At 69.6% G+C, this 18,275-nt stretch carries 17 protein-coding genes, 1 tRNA gene and 1 pseudogene; 12 read left to right on the forward strand and 7 right to left on the reverse strand.

All coding sequences use genetic code 11. The features are described 5' to 3' along the window. Positions 1–547: 547 nt before the first annotated feature. The 6 genes from OG329_RS30980 (at position 548) to OG329_RS31005 (ending at position 5,315) form a co-directional block, all read left to right on the forward strand. Positions 548–985: a DUF3052 domain-containing protein gene (locus tag OG329_RS30980; RefSeq protein ID WP_405799685.1), complete on the forward strand. Its 438-nt coding sequence runs from the start codon at positions 548–550 to the stop codon at positions 983–985. A 172-nt stretch (positions 986–1,157) separates the two neighbouring features. Then, positions 1,158–1,664, forward strand: coding sequence for a peroxiredoxin (locus OG329_RS30985; RefSeq protein ID WP_405799686.1), 507 nt, complete (start codon positions 1,158–1,160; stop codon positions 1,662–1,664). A gap of 216 nt (positions 1,665–1,880) precedes the next feature. After that, positions 1,881–2,456 (forward strand): TerD family protein, encoded by a 576-nt coding sequence (locus OG329_RS30990; RefSeq protein ID WP_405799687.1) that lies wholly within the window; start codon positions 1,881–1,883, stop codon positions 2,454–2,456. 198 nt (positions 2,457–2,654) lie between these two features. Next, complete coding sequence (locus tag OG329_RS30995) at positions 2,655–3,230, forward strand: TerD family protein (RefSeq protein WP_023542054.1); 576 nt, start codon at positions 2,655–2,657, stop codon at positions 3,228–3,230. Between the two features lie 51 nt (positions 3,231–3,281). Further along, entirely contained in the window at positions 3,282–4,415 is a 1,134-nt protein-coding gene (locus OG329_RS31000) for a DUF475 domain-containing protein (RefSeq protein ID WP_405799688.1), read from the forward strand. Positions 4,416–4,577: 162 nt separating this feature from the next. Further along, complete coding sequence (locus OG329_RS31005) at positions 4,578–5,315, forward strand: Tellurium resistance (protein ID WP_405799689.1); 738 nt, start codon at positions 4,578–4,580, stop codon at positions 5,313–5,315. A 97-nt stretch (positions 5,316–5,412) separates the two neighbouring features. Here the strand turns inward: OG329_RS31005 and OG329_RS31010 are convergent, their stop codons facing one another. Next, the gene (locus tag OG329_RS31010; RefSeq protein WP_405799690.1) at positions 5,413–6,366 is read right to left on the reverse strand and encodes a TerD family protein; all 954 of its coding nucleotides are present in this window, start codon (positions 6,364–6,366) and stop codon (positions 5,413–5,415) included. Between the two features lie 199 nt (positions 6,367–6,565). On the opposite strand from OG329_RS31010, the gene OG329_RS31015 reads away from it, so the two are divergent. From OG329_RS31015 to OG329_RS31025, 3 genes are all read left to right on the forward strand, one after another. Beyond that, a complete protein-coding gene (locus tag OG329_RS31015) occupies positions 6,566–7,729 on the forward strand; it encodes an HpcH/HpaI aldolase/citrate lyase family protein (protein WP_405799691.1) in 1,164 nt (387 codons plus the stop codon). 98 nt (positions 7,730–7,827) lie between these two features. Beyond that, the gene (locus OG329_RS31020) at positions 7,828–10,356 is read left to right on the forward strand and encodes a phosphoribosyltransferase (protein WP_405799692.1); all 2,529 of its coding nucleotides are present in this window, start codon (positions 7,828–7,830) and stop codon (positions 10,354–10,356) included. Beyond that, on the forward strand, positions 10,353–11,201 hold the full coding sequence (locus OG329_RS31025; RefSeq protein ID WP_405799693.1) for an HAD family hydrolase: 849 nt from the start codon (positions 10,353–10,355) through the stop codon (positions 11,199–11,201). Before OG329_RS31020 ends, OG329_RS31025 begins: the two co-directional genes overlap by 4 nt. Here the strand turns inward: OG329_RS31025 and OG329_RS31030 are convergent. Beyond that, positions 11,155–11,796 (reverse strand): DedA family protein, encoded by a 642-nt coding sequence (locus tag OG329_RS31030; protein WP_405799694.1) that lies wholly within the window; start codon positions 11,794–11,796, stop codon positions 11,155–11,157. The genes OG329_RS31025 and OG329_RS31030 overlap by 47 nt on opposite strands. 78 nt (positions 11,797–11,874) lie before the next feature. Here OG329_RS31030 and OG329_RS31035 point away from each other — a divergent pair. Then, positions 11,875–12,061 (forward strand): annotated as a pseudogene (locus OG329_RS31035) (DNA-binding response regulator); the annotation flags it as partial. Positions 12,062–12,102: 41 nt separating this feature from the next. Here the strand turns inward: OG329_RS31035 and OG329_RS31040 are convergent. The 4 genes from OG329_RS31040 to OG329_RS31055 form a co-directional block, all read right to left on the reverse strand. Beyond that, positions 12,103–12,327, reverse strand: a complete 225-nt coding sequence (locus OG329_RS31040) for a zinc ribbon domain-containing protein (RefSeq protein ID WP_405799695.1) — start codon at positions 12,325–12,327, stop codon at positions 12,103–12,105. Positions 12,328–12,336: 9 nt separating this feature from the next. Then, complete coding sequence (locus OG329_RS31045) at positions 12,337–12,954, reverse strand: DUF4383 domain-containing protein (protein ID WP_405799696.1); 618 nt, start codon at positions 12,952–12,954, stop codon at positions 12,337–12,339. 122 nt (positions 12,955–13,076) lie between these two features. Continuing rightward, positions 13,077–14,441: a hypothetical protein gene (locus tag OG329_RS31050; RefSeq protein WP_405799697.1), complete on the reverse strand. Its 1,365-nt coding sequence runs from the start codon at positions 14,439–14,441 to the stop codon at positions 13,077–13,079. Between the two features lie 72 nt (positions 14,442–14,513). Beyond that, the gene (locus OG329_RS31055; RefSeq protein ID WP_405802111.1) at positions 14,514–15,236 is read right to left on the reverse strand and encodes a DUF4097 family beta strand repeat-containing protein; all 723 of its coding nucleotides are present in this window, start codon (positions 15,234–15,236) and stop codon (positions 14,514–14,516) included. 294 nt (positions 15,237–15,530) lie between these two features. Between OG329_RS31055 and OG329_RS31060 the strand changes: the two genes are divergently transcribed. Continuing rightward, a tRNA-Val gene (locus OG329_RS31060) sits at positions 15,531–15,605 on the forward strand. A 393-nt stretch (positions 15,606–15,998) separates the two neighbouring features. Then, entirely contained in the window at positions 15,999–17,324 is a 1,326-nt protein-coding gene (locus OG329_RS31065; RefSeq protein ID WP_405799698.1) for a hypothetical protein, read from the forward strand. Here OG329_RS31065 and OG329_RS31070 read toward each other — a convergent pair. Continuing rightward, complete coding sequence (locus OG329_RS31070) at positions 17,321–18,181, reverse strand: hypothetical protein (RefSeq protein WP_405799699.1); 861 nt, start codon at positions 18,179–18,181, stop codon at positions 17,321–17,323. The genes OG329_RS31065 and OG329_RS31070 overlap by 4 nt on opposite strands. Between the last annotated feature and the right edge of the window lie 94 nt (positions 18,182–18,275).

The raw sequence follows: 18,275 nt of genomic DNA on the forward strand, positions 1-18,275 counted from the left end.
GCACGCCTGTGGGTCCTGCGGGTACTGCTGCTGTCGTTAAGTGCTGGTCTGTGGAGCTCGGGTCTGTGGAGCTTGCCTCTTCTGCCGCCAGGGAACAGGCACTAGGAGCGGGCCGTACGGCATATCCATCGTGTACCGCGGCGACGGAAACGTCACCTCTACCGGGGGGTAACCCTCACACCGCGACGAATTCCGGGAGGTCCCGTCCCCCGCACGGTCGTCCGCCGTGTTCCAGGTCCCTGTCCGGGGTTCGGCCAAATCGCAATCTTACGCCCAAGGCGACTATGCGTTTCGTTCGGTCGTTCGGACCTGAATGGCGTATCGAAGCCGCGTAGGATGACAAACAGGGCGCAAACTCCTGGCAGGCATCACGCCCGGTGTTATCGGGGTGTCAGGAGATGCGATGAAGCAGCCCGGAACGTACCCGTTTCGGCGGTCTCGGCCGTCGGGTACTTGCGCGATCCGCCCGGCCCGTGTGGACTACGGCCAGCGCCCCGCGTACGCGCGTGGCTGAAGCATTTTCCGAAACATGATCAGGAGGCAATCCGTGAGCGCGACCGCGGACCACGCGGAGGAACGAACCAACATCGCCGCAAGGCTTGGGTTCGAACCCGGACAGGTGGTCCAGGAGATCGGCTACGACGACGACGTCGAGCAGGAGCTCCGTGAGTCCATCGAGGCCGTCATCGGCCAGGAGCTCGTCGACGAGGACTACGAGGACGTGGCCGACGCCGTCGTGCTGTGGTTCCGCGACGACGACGGCGACCTGACGGACGCGCTGGTGGACGCGATCGGTCTGATCGACGAAGGCGGGGCGGTCTGGCTGCTGACGCCGAAGACCGGCCGTGCCAACTACGTCGAGCCCAGCGACATCAACGAGGCCGCCCAGACCGCGGGCCTGGCGCAGACCAAGAGCATCAACGCCGGCAAGGACTGGACCGGCAGCCGGCTGGTCACGCCCAAGGCGGCGAAGTCCAAGCGCTGAGGACAGGCGCCGCATCCGAGCGCGAAAGCCGAAGCGGCGGCCTGGCAGACCTGCCTCGCAAGCCTCGCACGCACTGACGGCCCCCGTCGGCATCAGCCGCCGGGGGCCCTTGCGTAGGGTGGCGGAGGCGGTGGGCCGGGACCGGAGAGACCGGAGACGAGGGGCGTGACGGATGGCGCGGACGGGTGCGGGCACGGGGGTCGCGGTGGGCAGCCAGGCGCCCGACTTCACGCTGAAGGACAACCACGGGCGGACCGTACGGCTGTCGGAGCTGCGCGGCAGCGGTGGCGGTGGCTCTGAGGGTGACGGCAGGAACGTGGTGCTGGTCTTCTACCCGTTCGCCTTCACCGGCGTGTGCACCGGCGAGCTGCACGCACTGCGCGACGCGCTGCCGGCCTTCGTCAACGACGACACCCAGTTGCTCGCCGTCTCCACGGACTCCATCCACACCCTGCGGATCTTCGCCGAGCAGGAGGGCCTTGAGTACCCGCTGCTGTCGGACTTCTGGCCGCACGGCGCGACCTCACGGGCGTACGGGATCTTCGACGAGGAGAAGGGCTGCGCGCTGCGCGGCACCTTCGTCATCGACAGGAAGGGCATCGTGCGCTGGTCGGTCGTCAACGGGCTGTCCGACGCACGCGATGTCGACGAGTACGTCAAGGCGCTCGCCGCTCTGTGACGACAACTCGCCACTCACGGTCACGGTCCCCGGCGAAAAGCCTTGTGGGAGCGGGGTCGCACCCCGTAAACCGCACAAGGGGCGGGAACCGGTCACTAGGATTTACTCGTTGATCCGATGCCAATTGCACCAGGGGGCGCGTGCGACGCGGCGACGGCTGCCGAGGCGGCCGGGCCGAGGCCGCCCGCCCCTGTGAAACTCATCAAGGGAGGACTCGTGGGAGTCAGCCTCAGCAAGGGCGGAAACGTCTCGCTGACCAAGGCCGCGCCCAACCTGACCGCGGTCACCGTGGGTCTGGGCTGGGACGTCCGCACGACCACCGGTAACGACTTCGACCTCGACGCCAGCGCCCTGCTGACGAACGCCGAGGGCAAGGTCACCAGCGACGGAAACTTCGTCTTCTTCAACAACCTCAAGAGCCCCGACGGCTCCGTCGAGCACACCGGCGACAACACCACCGGTGAGGGCGAGGGCGACGACGAGGCGATCAAGGTCAACCTCGCCGCCGTCCCCGCGGACGTCAACAAGATCGTGTTCCCGGTCTCGATCTACGAGGCCGAGAGCCGCCAGCAGTCCTTCGGCCAGGTGCGCAACGCGTTCATCCGCGTCGTCAACCAGGCGGACAACAACGAGCTGGCGCGGTACGACCTGACGGAGGACGCGTCGACCGAGACCGCCATGGTCTTCGGAGAGCTTTACCGAAATGGCGCCGAGTGGAAGTTCCGCGCCATCGGACAGGGGTATGCCTCTGGCCTGCGTGGCATCGCGCAGGACTTCGGCGTCAACGTCTGAGCCGTTGATCCGTCCGTCCGGCGCCGCACATCCCAGTGCGGCGCCGGACGCGCCTCACCGTGCGGGGTTGCGCCCCCGTACACGCACGACGTACGCGTTACGCGCGGGACGAGCACCAGGTACACGTACACGCACGACGAGCACGGCGTCAGGCGCGCCGTGCCCGGCATCACGTCACCTCGGGGAGGACTCACCATCATGGGCGTCACACTCGCCAAGGGGGGCAATGTCTCCCTCTCCAAGGCCGCACCGAACCTCACCCAGGTGTTGATCGGTCTCGGCTGGGACGCGCGCTCCACCACCGGAGCGCCGTTCGACCTCGACGCCAGCGCGTTGCTCTGCCAGTCAGGGCGCGTCCTCGGCGACGAGTGGTTCATCTTTTACAACAACCTCACCAGCCCCGACGGCTCCGTCGAGCACACGGGCGACAACCTGACCGGTGAGGGCGACGGCGACGACGAGTCCCTGCTCGTCAACCTCCCCGCCGTCCCCGCGAATGTCGACAAGATCATCTTCCCGGTGTCGATCCACGACGCCGACGCCCGAGGCCAGACCTTCGGCCAGGTGAGCAACGCGTTCATCCGCGTCGTCAATCAGGCGGACGGCCAGGAGTTGGCCCGGTACGACCTCACCGAGGACGCCTCGACGGAGACCGCGATGATCTTCGGTGAGCTCTACCGTTACGGCGGCGAGTGGAAGTTCAGGGCTGTGGGGCAGGGGTACGCGTCGGGGCTTCGCGGGATCGCTCTAGACTTCGGGGTCAACGTTTCGTAAAGCAGTGCTCTGCGCGGGGGATAACCCGTTAAACACCAGATGGGGTAGCCAGTGATCCTGAAAACCTTCGGCTGGTCGTTCGCCATCACGGCGGGCGGCCTTGCCTTCGCGGCCTGGCAGTGGGGGTGGGAGGCGTTCGGGGTCGTACTGATCCTGTCGATCCTTGAGATCTCCCTGTCGTTCGACAACGCCGTTGTCAATGCCGGGATCTTGAAGAAGATGAACGCCTTCTGGCAGAAGATCTTCCTCACCATCGGCATCCTGATCGCCGTGTTCGGAATGCGGCTGGTGTTCCCCGTCGCCATCGTCGCGATCAGTGCCAAGGTCGGTCCCATCGAGGCCGTCCAGTTGGCGCTGGACAAGCCCGAACAGTACGAGGCGCTCGTCACCGACGCGCACCCGGCCATCGCCGCGTTCGGTGGCATGTTCCTGTTGATGATCTTCCTGGACTTCATCTTCGACGAGCGTGACATCAAATGGCTCGGCTGGCTGGAGCGCCCGCTGTCCAAGCTCGGCAAGGTCGACATGCTGTCGGTCTGCGTCGCGCTGATCGTCCTGCTCGTCACGGCCATGACGTTCGCCACCAACGCGCACACCAGCACCGGGTACGAGGACAAGTCCGCCACCGTACTGCTCTCCGGCGTCGCCGGTCTGGTCACCTACCTCATCGTCAACGGGCTCTCCAGCTTCTTCGAGAACAAACTCGAAGAGGAAGAGGAGCGCGAACACGAGGAGGAGGAGAAGGCCAAGGCCGAAGGCAAGCAGGTCTCGGCCGTCGGCCTCGCCGGCAAGGCCGCGTTCTTCCTCTTCCTCTACCTCGAAGTCCTGGACGCCTCCTTCTCGTTCGACGGAGTCATCGGCGCCTTCGCCATCACGAACCACATCTTCTGGATGGCGCTGGGCCTCGGTATCGGCGCGATGTACGTCAGGTCGCTCACCGTCTACCTCGTCCGCCAGGGCACCCTCGACGACTACGTCTACCTGGAGCACGGCGCGCACTACGCGATCGGCGCGCTCGCCGTGATCCTGCTCATCACCATCGAGCACGAGATCCACGAGCTCATCACCGGCCTCGTGGGTATCGTCCTGATCGGTGCCTCCTTCTGGTCATCCGTGATGCGCAACAGGCGAATTGCGGCCGGAGGTGGCGAAGATTCGCCAGACAAGACAACAGTCCACGTCTGAGACCCCCTCCGGGGTGTGACCAGGCGGGGATAGCGGGAACGCTCTGAGCGGGGCGGCCTGAGGCGGAAGCCTTCCGGCCGCCCCGCTGTTCACGTTCTGCAGGGCCTGTACGGCGTCCCGTTGGGCGTCCGACACGTGGGAAATGATGGGGGTGGGGCGGGGATGGCCTTCTGGGACAACCTATGGCGAGGCAAGGCATCACAATTCGACTCGGGCAGCGCCTCGACGAACTCGATCGAACTGACCAAGCGCAATCCGACGGTCTCACTCACCAAGCAGGGGGCCGCCACCGGAAACCTACGGGTCAACCTGTCCTGGCGGATGCGTACTTCGGACATCGAGGGCCGGTCGAGGCAGGGCGGCGGACTGCTGCGGCACCCCTTCAAACTCTTCAAGCCCGATGTGGTGCAGGCGCACACGCTGGGCGTGGTCAACGTCGACCTCGACATCGGGTGCATGTACGAACTGGCCGACGGCACCAAGGGTGTTGTGCAGCCACTGGGCGGATTCTTCGGCAGCCTCAACGAGCCGCCCTATGTGAAGCTGAGCGGCGACGACCGCTTCGGCGCGCCCTCCGGCGAGACGATATTCATCAACCTCGACCACCGGGAAGAGATCAAACGGCTGCTTGTCTTCGTCTACATCTACGACCGCACCCCGGCCTTCGACCGGACACACGCCAACGTCACGCTGTACCCGAGCAACGGCCCGCGCGTCGAGATCGAGCTGGACGAAAGGGCCCCGCAGGCCCGGTCCTGCGCGGTGTTCTCGATGGAGACGGTCAAGGGCGACCTGGTGGTGCGACGCGAGGTGAAGTTCGTGTACGGCTTCCAGGCGGAGCTGGACCGGTTGTACGGGTGGGGCCTCCAGTGGGGCCGGGGATACAAGACGAAGACGTGAGGGCTGCGGCGCCGTAGCGACTGCGGCGCCGCAATGGCTACGGCCGTAGTGACTCTGGGCGTACGGACTGGGGGCGTACGGACTGGGGGCGTACGGACTACGGCCGTACGAACTGCGGACCCATCGGCGGCAGCCGGAAATTTGGGTCCGGTGCGGGAGCCGCCGCGGCGGCCGGCTGCGGGTAGCCGTAGGCCGGAGCCCCCTGCGGCACCGGCGGTGCCAGTGGCGGCTGCGGGCCCGGCCCCGGCTCGGGCGCGTGCGGATAGCCGTAAGCGGGCCGCGCCGACGCCGGCTGCGGATAGCCGTAGGCCGGCTGGGCGGCCGCGGGCTGGGGATACCCGTAGCCCGGCTGCCCCTGCGGCTGGACCGGGAAACGCGGCTGCGGCTCGGGCGGCGCCTGGGGCGCGCCGTGCACCGGTGCCGACCCGCCGGGAATCTGGGCGGTCGCCCCCTCCGCGCCCTGCGCCCCGTTGGCTGCCTGAGGTCCCCGCGGTCCCTGCGCTCCGTCCGTCTCGTCGACCGAGATGCCGAAGGCCGTCGCCAGCCCGATCAGACCGGTCGGATACCCCTGGCCCACGGCGCGGAACTTCCAGTGGTTCCCACGCCGGTAAAGCTCACCGCAGATGATGGCGGTCTCCTCGCCCGTCTCCGGGCGCACATCGAAGACGGCCAGCGGTTCGCCGTCGGCCTGGCCGGCGTCGTACAGCAGGATCCGCAGGTCGTGCACGTACTGGAAACTCGCCCCGTCCGAGGACGCGGCGAGGACCACCTGATCGACGCTCGGGTCGAGCGCGGCCAGATCCGCCTCGACGGTGTCGGTGAGCCCTTCCGGCACCTGTTTCTTCGGCAGCCGCCTGACCAGGCCCGACGGATGACGCGGCTGGTTGTAGAAGACGAAGTCCTCGTCGGAGCGCACACGTCCCTCGGGCCCCAGCAGCAGCGCCGACGCGTCCACGTCGGGCACCCCCGCCCCCGGCGTCCAGCGCAGCACGGCCCTTACGGCCATGGCATCGAGAGGAACGTTCGAGCCCTTCACCATCGCGTGCGTCATGCCCGTCATCCTGCCTTCCCGCAGGCCGCGCGGACAACGTGGGGGCATGGTGGATAGAAGGGAGACACCGGTGAGACAGGGGCGAGAAGTGGACGAGTTACCTGAAATTCATGCACGTGTGGAACTGTTGACTCCCGTCCATACGTACTATTACCGGCCACATGTCAACGCGACCACCGTGGCAGTACGGGGGATGTAAATGCGTCACTTCGGGCACATACCGCCCACTGCCCGGCGAGGGTTGTTCCACCAGGAGCCCAGCGAATTCACCGCCGCCTCCCCGGCCCGCATGCTGTCGGCGGCCCTCGGGGCCACCCTCTACAGCCCCGCCACCAGACCTCGGCTGGCGGACGACGTGGTCAAACTGGCCGGTCGGGGCGTCGTCTCGATGGTGCTGTGCCTTGAGGACTCCATCGACGACTCCGAGGTCGAATGGGCCGAGGAGAACCTGGTCCGGCAGTTCGCCGACCTCGGACGGCGCGGACTCGAGCTGCCGCTGCTGTTCGTCCGCGTCCGTGAACCGGGACAGATACCCGACCTCGTACGCAGACTCGGCCCCGCCTCCCAGGTCCTGTCCGGATTCGTACTGCCGAAGTTCACCGAGGAGCGCGGAGTCCCCTTCCTCGAAGCGCTGATTTCAGCCGAACATGAGAGCGGGCAGCGCCTCTTCGCCATGCCCGTACTCGAATCCCCCGAACTGCTCCACCTGGAGACCCGGGCCGACACCCTCACCGGCATCGCCCGCACCGTCGACAAGTACCGGGAGCGGGTACTGGCCCTGCGGCTCGGCGTCACCGACTTCTGCTCCGCGTACGGGCTCCGCCGCTCGCCCGACATGACCGCGTACGATGTACGCATCGTGGCCGCCGTCATCGCCGACGTGGTGAACGTCCTCGGCCGCGCCGACGGCACCGGCTTCACGATCACCGGCCCCGTGTGGGAGTACTTCCGACTCCATGAGCGCATGTTCAAACCACAACTGCGCCGCAGCCCCTTCCTCGAAGGACGGGCCGAGGAACTGCGCACCGCGCTCATCGAGCACGACCTCGACGGGCTGCTGCGCGAGATCCAGCTCGACCAGACCAACGGGCTCATGGGCAAGACCTGCATCCACCCCTCGCACGTCATGCCCGTGCACGCGCTGTCGGTCGTCAGCCACGAGGAGTTCAGCGACGCCCGGGACATCCTGCGGCCGGAACGGGGCGGGGGAGGGGTGCTGCGCTCCTCGTACACGAACAAGATGAACGAGGTGAAGCCCCACCGCGCCTGGGCCGAACGCACCATGCAGCGCGCCGAGGTCTTCGGCGTCGCCAAGGAGGACATCGGCTTCGTGGAGCTGCTGGCCGCCGGGCTGGTGGAGTGAGCGCGGAGGTGGCAGACAGCGGGCCTGGGACCGGGACCGGGACCGGGACCGGGACCGGGACCGGGAATGAATCCGAGAGGTCAGAGGAGAGCGTCAGCGTGGTGTGGTCGGGGTCATGGGTCGCCGAACGGCTGGGCATAGAGCTCGTCGGCGGGGACGAACTGCGCGAACTGCTGGGCCTGGCCCTGCGCCGCAACCCCAAGCGCGCCCACCTCCTCGTCTCGAACGTCCTCGGCAAGCACGTCCCACAGCGGCCCTCCGTCGTCCACGGCGCCGGCGTCGCCCTCGGCGAACGCGTACGGGACCTGCTCGGCGACACCGTCGAGCAGACCGTGATCCTCGGCTACGCGGAGACCGCGACCGGCCTCGGCCACTCGGTGGCCGACGGCGTGGCAGGCGCCCCGTACCTGCACTCCACCCGCCGGCCGGTGCCCGGTGTCGCCGCCGCCGGTGGTTTCGAGGAATCCCACTCGCACGCCACCTCGCATCTGCTGCTGCCCGAGGACCCCGCGCTGCTGGCGGGCGAGGGCCCGCTGGTTCTTGTGGACGACGAGTTCTCCACGGGGAACACGGTCCTCAACACCATCCGCGCCCTGCACGCCCGCTACCCGCGCCGGTGGTACGTGATCGTCGCGCTGGTCGACATGCGCTCGGCCGCCGACCAGGGCCGGCTGGCGGAATTCGCCCAGGACATCGGCGCCCGCGTCGACCTGGTGGCGATGTCCTCGGGCACGGTCACCCTCCCGGAAGGCGTCCTGGCCCGGGGCCAGGCACTGGTGGCGCGGTACGAGAGCGGCATCGGGGCTGGGGTGGGGGCCCCCTCCCCCCAACCCCCACCCCTCCCCACCACCCCCGCACCCACCTCCCGCCCCGATACGGCGGACGGCGACATCGCGCGTGTGTCGCTCGGCTGGCCCGCAGGGCTGCCCGACGGCGGGCGTCACGGCTTCACACCGGCCCACCGCGCGCGCCTGGAGTCCGCCGTGCCCGGCATGGCCGCCACGCTCGCCAAGGAACTCGGCGATGCCCGACGCGTCCTCGTCCTCGGCTTCGAGGAGCTGATGTACGCGCCCCTGCGCCTCGCCCTGGAGCTGGAGCGGTCCGTCACCGGCATCGAGGTCCGCTACTCGACCACGACCCGCTCGCCCGTCCTTGCCGTGGACGACCCCGGCTATGCGATACGCAGCCGTCTCGTCTTCCCGGCCCACGACACCGCGGCCTTCCCGGCAGGCGACGGCACCGGGGACCGGTACGCCTACAACGTCGCAGGCGGCGGCTTCGACGCCGTCGTCACGGTCGTCGACTCCCTGGCGGACTCCCCGGAGCTGCACGCCCCCGGCGGCCTGCTCGCACAGCTCGCCGCTCATGTCCCTCGTGTCGTGCTCGCCGTCGTCCCCTCCTACCTCCCCGCTTCCTCGTACGTCCCCGACCGGCAGGAACCCTCCATGCTGCCCGCCCCCCTCCGTGGCCCCGCCTTCTCCTCGTACGCCGCCGACGACGTCGGCTGGCTCCTCCAGGACCTGTCCGACGTGGAACTGGAAGCCCCGACGGAAGAACGCGAAGAGGCGATCCAGAGCGGCGGCGCCCACTACGCGGAGTCACTGCCCGTCGAGTACCAGCCGAGCGCCCAGTACCAGGAACTCTTCCGGTCCGCCCTCGGCATCTCCGCCGCCCGTATCGCCCGTGCGGTCGGCACCGTCACCGAGACCGTCCTGGCCGAGCACCCGCAGCGCTACGACGACCCCACCTCGCGTGAAGCCACGCAGGCACTGCCCGTCCTGGTCTCACTCGCCCGAGCCGGCACACCGGTGGGCGTCCTGATGCGCCGCTGGGCCCAACACCGGCACGGCCTGGATCTGCCGCACTACGCCATCTCCATCGTGCGCGGCCGTGGCATCGACACCAACGCCATCCGCTGGCTCGCGGCCCACCACGACCCCGCCGACATCGTCTTCGTCGACGGCTGGACCGGCAAGGGCGCCATCACCCGCGAACTGGCGGACGCACTGAGCGAGTTCGACGGCTTCCACCCCGAGATCGCGGTACTCGCCGACCCCGGCGGCTGCGTACGGACCTACGGCACCCGAGAGGACTTCCTCATCCCTTCCGCCTGCCTCAACTCCACTGTCTCCGGACTCATCTCGCGCACCGTCCTGCGTGCCGACCTCGTCGGCCCCGACGACTTCCACGGGGCGAAGCACTACCGCGAACTCACCGACGCCGATGTGTCCGGCTACTTCCTGGACACCGTCGCCGCCCGATTCGGCGACGTCAGGGATGCGGTGGACAGTGAGGTCAAGGAACTCCTCTCCACCGACCGCGCACCCACCTGGGAAGGCTGGGCCGCCGTCGAGCGGATCAGCGAGGAGTACGGCATCCACGACGTGAACCTCGTCAAACCCGGTGTCGGCGAGACCACCCGCGTCCTGCTGCGCCGCGTCCCCTGGAAGATCCTCGCCAAACGCGGCGCGGGAACCGACCTCGACCATGTCCGGCTGCTGGCCGAGCAACGCGGTGTGCCGGTGGAGGAAGTCGACGGACTTCCCTACACCTGCGTCGGGTTGATCCATCCCCGCTACACCCGAGGCGCCACGGGTGCCGACGGCACGGCGGTGGCCGCCTCGTGAACGCGCCCACCCCCTCGGCGGCCCTGGTCGCCAGCGACCTCGACCGCACTCTCATCTATTCGGCCGCCGCGCTCCAGCTCGCCATGCCGGACGCGCGGGCCCCGCGACTGCTCTGTGTCGAGGTCTACGAGCGCCGGCCGCTGTCGTACATGACCGAGACCGCCGCCGGGCTGCTCGAAGACCTCGCCGGCTCCACGGTCTTCGTACCCACCACGACCCGCACCCGCGAGCAGTACTTCCGTATCCATCTGCCGGGCCCCGCCGCTCGGTTCGCGATCTGCGCCAACGGTGGCCATCTCCTTGTCGACGGCGAGTCCGACCGCACGTGGCACACCCAGGTGAGGGAACGTCTCGCCGCGAACTGCGCCCCTCTGAAGGAAGTCAGGGAACATCTGCTCGCCGCGGCCGACCCTGCCTGGCTGCTCAAGGAGCGGATCGCCGAGGACCTTTTCGCGTATCTCGTGGTCGACCGCACACTGCTGCCCGAGGGCTGGGTGAAGGAACTCTCCGAGTGGGCCGACGGCCGCGGCTGGACGGTCTCCCTCCAAGGCCGGAAGATCTACGCCGTACCCCGGCCGCTGACCAAGAGCGCCGCCATGAGTGAGGTCGCCCGGCGGACCGGCGCCGAACTGACCCTCGCCGCCGGGGACTCGCTCCTCGACGCCGATCTGCTGCTGGCCGCCGACCGTGGCTGGCGGCCCGGCCACGGCGAATTGGCCGACACCGGTTGGCGCGCCCCGCACGTGGAGACGCTGACCGAGACCGGCGTGGCCGCCGGGGAGGAGATCCTGCGACGGCTCAGTCTTGCCGCCGTCGGTGCCGACGACCCTGCTTCCGGGATTTGACCACCCGCCTGACCACGAAGGTCAGAAGTACGAGCAGCACAATGCCCAATACGAGCTTCGAATACGTCGAGACATAGCTGCTCACCTTCCGCCAGTTCTCGCCGAGCGCGTAGCCGGCCATGATGAACGCGGTGTTCCAAATCGCGCTGCCGAGCGTGGTCAGACAGATAAAGACGGGCAGTGGCATTCTCTCGACGCCCGCGGGCACGGAAATCAGGCTGCGGAAGAGGGGGATCATCCGGCCGAAGAAGACAGCCTTCATGCCGTGCCGGTTGAACCAATCCTCTGTCCTTTCCATGTCGCTCGCCTTCACGAGCGGCACCTTGGAAGCGAGAGCTACGGTCCGCTCCCGGCCGAGCCACGCCCCCAACCCGTACAGGGCGAGCGCGCCCACGACCGAGCCCGCGGTCGTCCACAGCAGGGCCGCGATCAGATTTATCTCGCCCGTGCTGACCGCGAACCCCGCGAGCGGCAGAATCACCTCGCTGGGCAGGGGAGGAAACAGATTCTCCAGGGCAATGGCTATGCCCGCGCCCGGCGCTCCGAGCGTGTCCATCAACGTGTTGACCCATTGCTGTGGACTGCTTCCGATCATGACTTCACGCTAGTTGCCTGCTCAGGCATGCACATTGAGGCGGACCGCACGGATCGCTGAGGTTTTCCGCAATGTGCGGTGGCGGCCGGCCAGGCGGCTTTCGACCCGGAGGCCGTACGGCAGTTGCCGGCCCGCTCCAACCGTACGGATCCGCTGTCGCGGCTCACCGAGCGCGAGCGGGGAGTAGTACTTGCCGCTGGAGATCAGCGGAACGGGCGGATACAGCCGCCGGGTTCTCGCCGTGCTGCGCTATCTGAACACCTAGGTCTGCCGATCACCGCGGGCCCGCCCGCTCGTGCTACTCGTCTACGAGCAGCAGCCCCCACCGCAGCAGCCGCCTCCGCCGCCGCCGGCCGAGGGGGCGGGGGCCGGTGAGCCCTTCGCCGAGCCGCCCACGGCGACGGTGGACAGCAGTTTCACGGTGTCCTGGTGGCCGACGGGGCAGGCGGCCGATGCCGACGACTCCGCCATGGGACGGCTGAGTTCGAAGGTGGTGTCGCAGGGGCGGCAGCGGTACTCGTAGCGAGGCATGGGGCCAGGCTATCCGGCCGCCCGGTGAGCGCCCTGCCGGTGGGAGGTGACGGCACGGTGGGCGTGGACCGCACGCTGCCCGGCGGCGGCCCGGCTGCGCCGTTCGTCCTCCACCTGGGCCGGGTGGCGGGCGCGCCAGTACGGATTGTCGTGCGGCAGGCCGCCGCTGACTCTCCCGTACATGCCGAAGAACATGAGCAACAGGCCCACCACAAAGCTGAACAGCACGTTCTGGATGCGGAAGGCGAGGGGGTTGAACGACGTGGCGATCAGCGCGAGATTCACGAAGCCGCTGAGGATGAAAAGCACGCCGAGGACCATGTTCAGTGTCGAGGCGAAGTTCTTGCCGATCAGCATGCCGACGAGCAGCAGCGCGCCGACGCAGATGGACAGGACGCTCAGCGCGCCGTTGGTGTTCAGGCCGGCTGTGGTGTGGCTGCCGGTGCCGAAGACACCGATCTGGTCGATCAGCCCCAGGATGCCGAACACGAGCAGCACCAGGCCGATCAGTCCGGCACCGATGCGATACACCCGGATCAGGCGGTGGTCGACGGGTAGATGTTCGTCGAGCCTGACCCCCCGCCGGCGTTGCCTTGCGGGGTGGGAACGGGTCCCTGAACCGGACATGAGCGGCCCCCTTCGGCCGGTGCGTACCTGCGTGCTGCGTCCGTACATCAAGGATCCGTCCGGCACGGCCACGGGACAAATCGGACGCCGTGGGAGGGGCTGGGAGGGGCTGGGCGGGCCGGTCAGGCGCCCGCGCCGCGCTCGTCGCGGATCTCCCCGACCACGCGGGACGCCGTGTTGCGCACCGCTTCCGTCTCCGTCAGGAAATGCCACCAGTCGGGATGGCGGCCCTCCAGCGCGGCCACGGCCCGGTCCAGCCGGGCCACGGCGTCGTCCAGCGGGCGCGCGTGCCGGGGGTCGGGCGTGTTGCGGCCCGCCATCGCCAGCCGCTGGGCGTCCCGCACGGCGAACCGCGTCCGGTCGATCTCCTGCTGGGGGTCCTTCGAGACGGCATTGAGCCGTTGCAGACGGTCACCGGCGGCCGAGACGGCCTCGTCGGTGGAGTTCAGCAGCGCCCGCACCGTGCTCAGCAGGGCTGTCGCGTCCGGCCAGCGCTGTTCCTCGCGTGCCTTGGCGGCCTCCTTCAGCTTCTCCTCCGCCTGGTGCACCGCGGTCGCCGCCTGATCGGGCACGGGCTGGAGGTCCTGCCAGCACGCGGCGCTGAAGCGGCGCCGCAGCTCGCTCAGGACGGGCTCCACGGACCCGGCGCGCGTCGTCAGGGCCTGTGCGCGCGTACGCAGCGACACCAGTCGCCGGTCGATCTCCGCCGCGCGCTCGGGCAGCCGCTCGGCCTCGGCCCGTACGGCCTCCGCGTCCCGCAGCACCCGGTCGGCGCGCTGAAGGGTCTCGGCCACGCCGTGCCGGCCCGCGCCCTGGTTGAGCTTGGTCAGCTCCGGGCCGAGCGTGGCGAGCCGCGCCGCGAGGTCGTCGGCCCGCAGCCCGGAGCCGCGCACCGCGTCCAGGGCGTTGCTCGCCGCGAGCAGCGTCTGCCGCGCCCGCTCTACGGCGGGTGCCAGCCGCGCGAGCTGCGTCTCCGCCTTGTCCAGCAGGGGACCGAGCCCGCGCTCGAAGCGGTCGAGCTCGCCCTTGACCCGGACCAGCTCATCCTTGGCCCTGGTCAGCTCCGTACGGGCCGTGGAGGCGGTGGACGGTTCCAGATCGTCCCTGTCGAGATCGTGGGCGTCCACCGCGTTGATGTAGCCGCTGCTGGCCTCGTCGATCCGCTGTCCCAGCGCGGCGAACTCGTCCACGGCCCGCCGCGCGCCAGGCGAGCTGTCCACCGCGGTGATCGTCTCTATCGAGATCCGCAGGTCCCGCTGGGCGGTGTCCAGCTCGTAGAAAGCGGCGGCGGCCGCATCCTTAGCGGCCTGCGCGTCGGCCCGCTGGCTCTCCCCGCGCCCGCCGAACCAACGTCGCGTACCCCCGCCGGCGAAGGCTCCCGGCAGGGTCGCGACGACCAAAGGCACCGGCAGCAGCATCAGGATGAGGACATCACGGACGCCACCCGCCCTCGCTCGTGCGTGCGGCTGCGCGTGTGTCGCCGTCACATCCCTCTCCCGTGCCGATTACGCCCTGCCCTGTTCATTCTCCCACCAGGAAGGGACGAACACACGGGTCGGTTAGTTCGCGCTTCGGACTGTGACTTTGCCGTTGTCGCTACGGGCCTTCACCACATGGGCGCTGTCGTCGCTCGTGGGCACGTCCACATCGACGCTCCCGTTGTTGCTCTTGGCGCTCACCGCGTAGCGGGTGTCGGATTTCGGCAGGTCGATCGTGACGGACCCGTTGTCGCTGAACGTGTCCACCTTGTCGGGTACGGAGGTGAGCTTCAGCCGCACCGCTCCGTTGTCCGACCGGGCGTGCACCGACTTGGACGAGACACCCTCGGTCGTCACCTTGCCGTTGTCGCTGAACAGATCGAGCGCGCCGCTGGAGTTGCGTACGTCGACGGAGCCGTTGTCGGAGCGGAGGTTCAGCGCGGTCTCGAAGCCGTCGGCGCTCACCCTGCCGTTGTCGTTCAGCACCTTCACCGCCATCCCGTGCGGGATCTTCACCCGGTGCCGCGACTCGCAATTGTTCACCACCGCCTTGCACTTCACCTTGAGGGTCAGGGTGCCGTCGTCCATCTTCCACACGGGATCGGGCCCTGAGCCGAACAGGGCCCAGCCGTCGACCTGCCGCGTCACCTCGATGTCCTTCACATCGGCCGGCACCAACTCGATCGAGGAGTTCCCCGACGCGATGGTCAGCGTCTCCCCGCTGAACGCGAACGACCGCTTCTCCACCGGCGCGTCGTCGGCGTCGGCGCCCCCGCACCCGCTGACGGCCACCACGGCGACCACAGCGCCCCCGGCGGCGACGAGCGCGCGAGCGCGACGGCTGCGATGGCTGCGACGGGTGTGGCGGGCAAGGTGCGTGCGGCGTGCGTCCACGGTGATCGGTCCCCCAAGATGGTCCTGCTGGCGTGCCTCCACCGTACGAATCCCGGACGCCCCGAACGATCCGGTCGGCCACCGTCTCCGTGGTGGGGGTAACCCCCGGTCGCCACCCCGCGCGGGGCCGTACCGGGCACCCCGGCCCGCGAAGGTCGTTTATGAGCGCGGGGCGTGTGCCATGTACCCTGTTGCCTCATCCACGGGTGCGTAGCTCAGGGGTAGAGCGTTGCTCTTACAAAGCAAATGTCGGCGGTTCGAAACCGTCCGCGCCCACCAGAGGTAACCGCAGGCGAGACCTGTTCCGGTCTCCCGTCCAGTCACGGACGGGGGGCCGTTTTCCATGACCGGGTCCGCCAAGAGTCCACATCTCCGTGATGCCCGTCGTTCGGCCTCCCCGTCGGGCGGCTGGCAGGATGGCGGGGAATTGGATTGAGTTGGGCTGAAGTGCCGTGTTGTGTGGAGTGATCCGCAGGGGGTGGTTGACCACCGGCCCCGGGACGCGGCGGGACAGGGGCGGCGCGATGCGTCGTCGCGCAATACGGGGGAGTACCACGCGTGCAGACAGACCTCATGCCGCCCGTCGGCGTTGCCGTTCCACCCGCCGCAGGGGATGGTGGTCGACGGGCGGGCGGGGGGCGGTGGGGGCTTGGTGGGGTGTGTCTGGGGTTTGTGGTCGTCGCCGGGGTGCTCGTGCCGTACGGGTTGCCGCTCGGGTGGGACGAGATCGTCTATGCCAGCAGGTTCGGTCCCTACGGGCCCGCCGTGCCGTTCAGCGCGCCGCGTACGCGCGGGGTGCCGTTGCTGCTCGTGCCCGTCGCGTCGTGGAGCGATTCGATCGTGCTTCTGCGGCTCTGGATGGCGGTCCTCGCCGGTGGCGCGCTCTATCTGGGCTTCCGGCCGTGGCTGGGGGTGCTGCGGCGGCCGGCGGGCGTGTGGGTGGCCGCGGGGCTGTACGGGAGCCTGTGGTTCGCCCTGTTCTACGCCAACTCCGCCATGCCCAACCACTACACGGCGATGGGCGCTGCCGCCGCCACCGGCTGTTTTCTGCGCCGGGACCCCGGTCGTGGCGCGTACGCCGGGATCGTCGCCGGGCTGGCCGTCGTCACGCTGATGCGGCCCAACGACGGTGCGGCCGTGGCCCTTCCGCTGCTCGTCGCCGCCCTGCTGGTGCCCGCCTGGCGCGGCCGGGGGCGGCTCGTGGCCGTCGTGGCGGGCGTCGGGGCGGGGGCGCTGCCGTGGGTCGTGGAGGCGTGGCTGCGGTTCGGGGGAGTGGCACGGCGGCTCTCCGAGGCGAGCGACACCCAGGGCGGTATGCGGCCCGTCCTGTCACTGAAGGCCCATCTCACCGCCCTGGACGGCCCGTTGCTCTGCCGGCCGTGCACGGACGACACCGTCGCCTCCGGGGTCGTCGAATGGTGGCTGCTGCTCCCGCTGTTGGTCGTGCTCGGGCTGTGGAGCCTGCGTCGCGCGGGGCGCGCGCGAGCGCCGATGTGGCTCGCGGTGGCCGTCGCGGCGTCCGCCTCGCTGCCGTACCTCTTCCTCGTCCCGTACGCGGCGCCCCGTTTCCTTCTGCCCGGTTACGCGCTGCTGGTGCTGCCCGCCGCCGTCGGGCTGCTCGCCGTGGCCCGGCGGGCGCGCGGGTCGCGTCCGCTCGCGGTCGCGCTCGCTCTCGTACTGCTGGGGCATGGCGCCGTACAGATCACGCAGGTACGGACGCACGTGGGCGTCCAGGAACGGGCGCGGGGCGACTGGCAGCGGATCACCGCCGTACTGCGCGAGGAGGGCGTACGGCCGCCGTGCCTGATCAAGGGGAACAGCTCGGCGATCCCCGTCGCGTACACGGCGGGCTGCGCGTCGGCCGGGATGGACGATCCGGCGGACACCACCGCCGTGATCCTGCGCCGCGCGGAGCCGCCGCGCTGGGCCCGGGACTGGCCGCGCCGCCCGGTGCCCGACACGTACAACCCGGGCTGGTCCGTCGCCGTGCGTCCCTAACGCTCGTCCTGCGGTGCCTCCAGCGCCGTCGTGAGTATGCGTGCGCGCAGGTGGGGCATGTCCTGGGACACCAGATCGGGGACCACGCCGTTCCAGCGGGCGGCCATCGTGTCCAGCGAGCGGGCGAAGTTGCGGTTCAGGGCGCGGGAGACGACGCGCAGGGCCACGGCCGTCAGCGGGCGCAGCAGGGAGCGGCCCCGCGCGGTCAGTGAGACCCGGATCGCCCAGCGGCCGTCCGGGAGTTGGCCGGGCGTCGCGCGTACGGTCGCCCGGCCCAGGAGGTGGTCGAGTCGCGCTTCGAGCGGCGCGGACGTGGACGTCGGCGTGGACGGCGCGGGCGAGGGCGGCTGCCGTACGGGGGGTTTCTTCCCGGATTCCGGGCTCGGCCACGCCTTCGCCGCCGCGTCCCACCAGTCGTCCAGGCGGAGGTGCGACGTGCCGGTGGCCCGCATCAGTGCGGCCCAGCGGTCGCGGGTCCCGTCCGTCCCGTCCGTCCTGCTCGGACGCACCGAGCCGCGCAGTTCGGCCGCTCGCGGGCGCTCGACATCGCGCAGCTCCGCCTCGATCTCCGCCGTCACCGCGCCGTCGGTCACGCTCTGCGCGACGCGCACCGCCGCACGCCGGTCCCACTCCTTCACGTGGATACGGGCGTTGCCGTCCACCTCGTACACCGCGCCCGCGCGCAGATGACCCCCCTGCGCCAGGCGGATGTCCGGCACCTGCCGGCCGTCCGCGAGGAACAGCCGCCCGCCGTCGGCGCGGGTCTCCGCCACCAGGTCGTACAGCGTGACGACCGCCTGCTCGAACCAGCGGCGTGGAACCGATTCGACGGTCACGGTGTATTGAAGATGGACCATGGCGCGAGCATGGCCGGTCCCGGGCCCCTCCCGTCAGGCCCGGGGCCGGGCATGTCGGGCCGGCGGTGGTTGCCGGGTCCCGGCAGGTCGCGCG

Source organism: Streptomyces sp. NBC_01506, assembly GCF_045040295.1.
Taxonomy (GTDB): Bacteria; Actinomycetota; Actinomycetes; order Streptomycetales; family Streptomycetaceae; genus Streptomyces.

Bases quoted from the DNA above. Each gene is read 5' to 3' on its own strand.
- OG329_RS30985 (WP_405799686.1), top strand. From the start codon at position 1,158: ATGGCGCGGACGGGTGCGGGCACGGGGGTCGCGGTGGGCAGCCAGGCG.
- OG329_RS30995 (WP_023542054.1), top strand. From the start codon at position 2,655: ATGGGCGTCACACTCGCCAAGGGGGGCAATGTCTCCCTCTCCAAGGCC.
- OG329_RS31005 (WP_405799689.1), top strand. From the start codon at position 4,578: ATGGCCTTCTGGGACAACCTATGGCGAGGCAAGGCATCACAATTCGAC.
- OG329_RS31010 (WP_405799690.1), bottom strand. From the start codon at position 6,366: ATGACGCACGCGATGGTGAAGGGCTCGAACGTTCCTCTCGATGCCATG.
- OG329_RS31015 (WP_405799691.1), top strand. From the start codon at position 6,566: ATGCGTCACTTCGGGCACATACCGCCCACTGCCCGGCGAGGGTTGTTC.
- OG329_RS31030 (WP_405799694.1), bottom strand. From the start codon at position 11,796: ATGATCGGAAGCAGTCCACAGCAATGGGTCAACACGTTGATGGACACG.
- OG329_RS31040 (WP_405799695.1), bottom strand. From the start codon at position 12,327: ATGCCTCGCTACGAGTACCGCTGCCGCCCCTGCGACACCACCTTCGAA.
- OG329_RS31045 (WP_405799696.1), bottom strand. From the start codon at position 12,954: ATGTCCGGTTCAGGGACCCGTTCCCACCCCGCAAGGCAACGCCGGCGG.
- OG329_RS31070 (WP_405799699.1), bottom strand. From the start codon at position 18,181: ATGGTCCATCTTCAATACACCGTGACCGTCGAATCGGTTCCACGCCGC.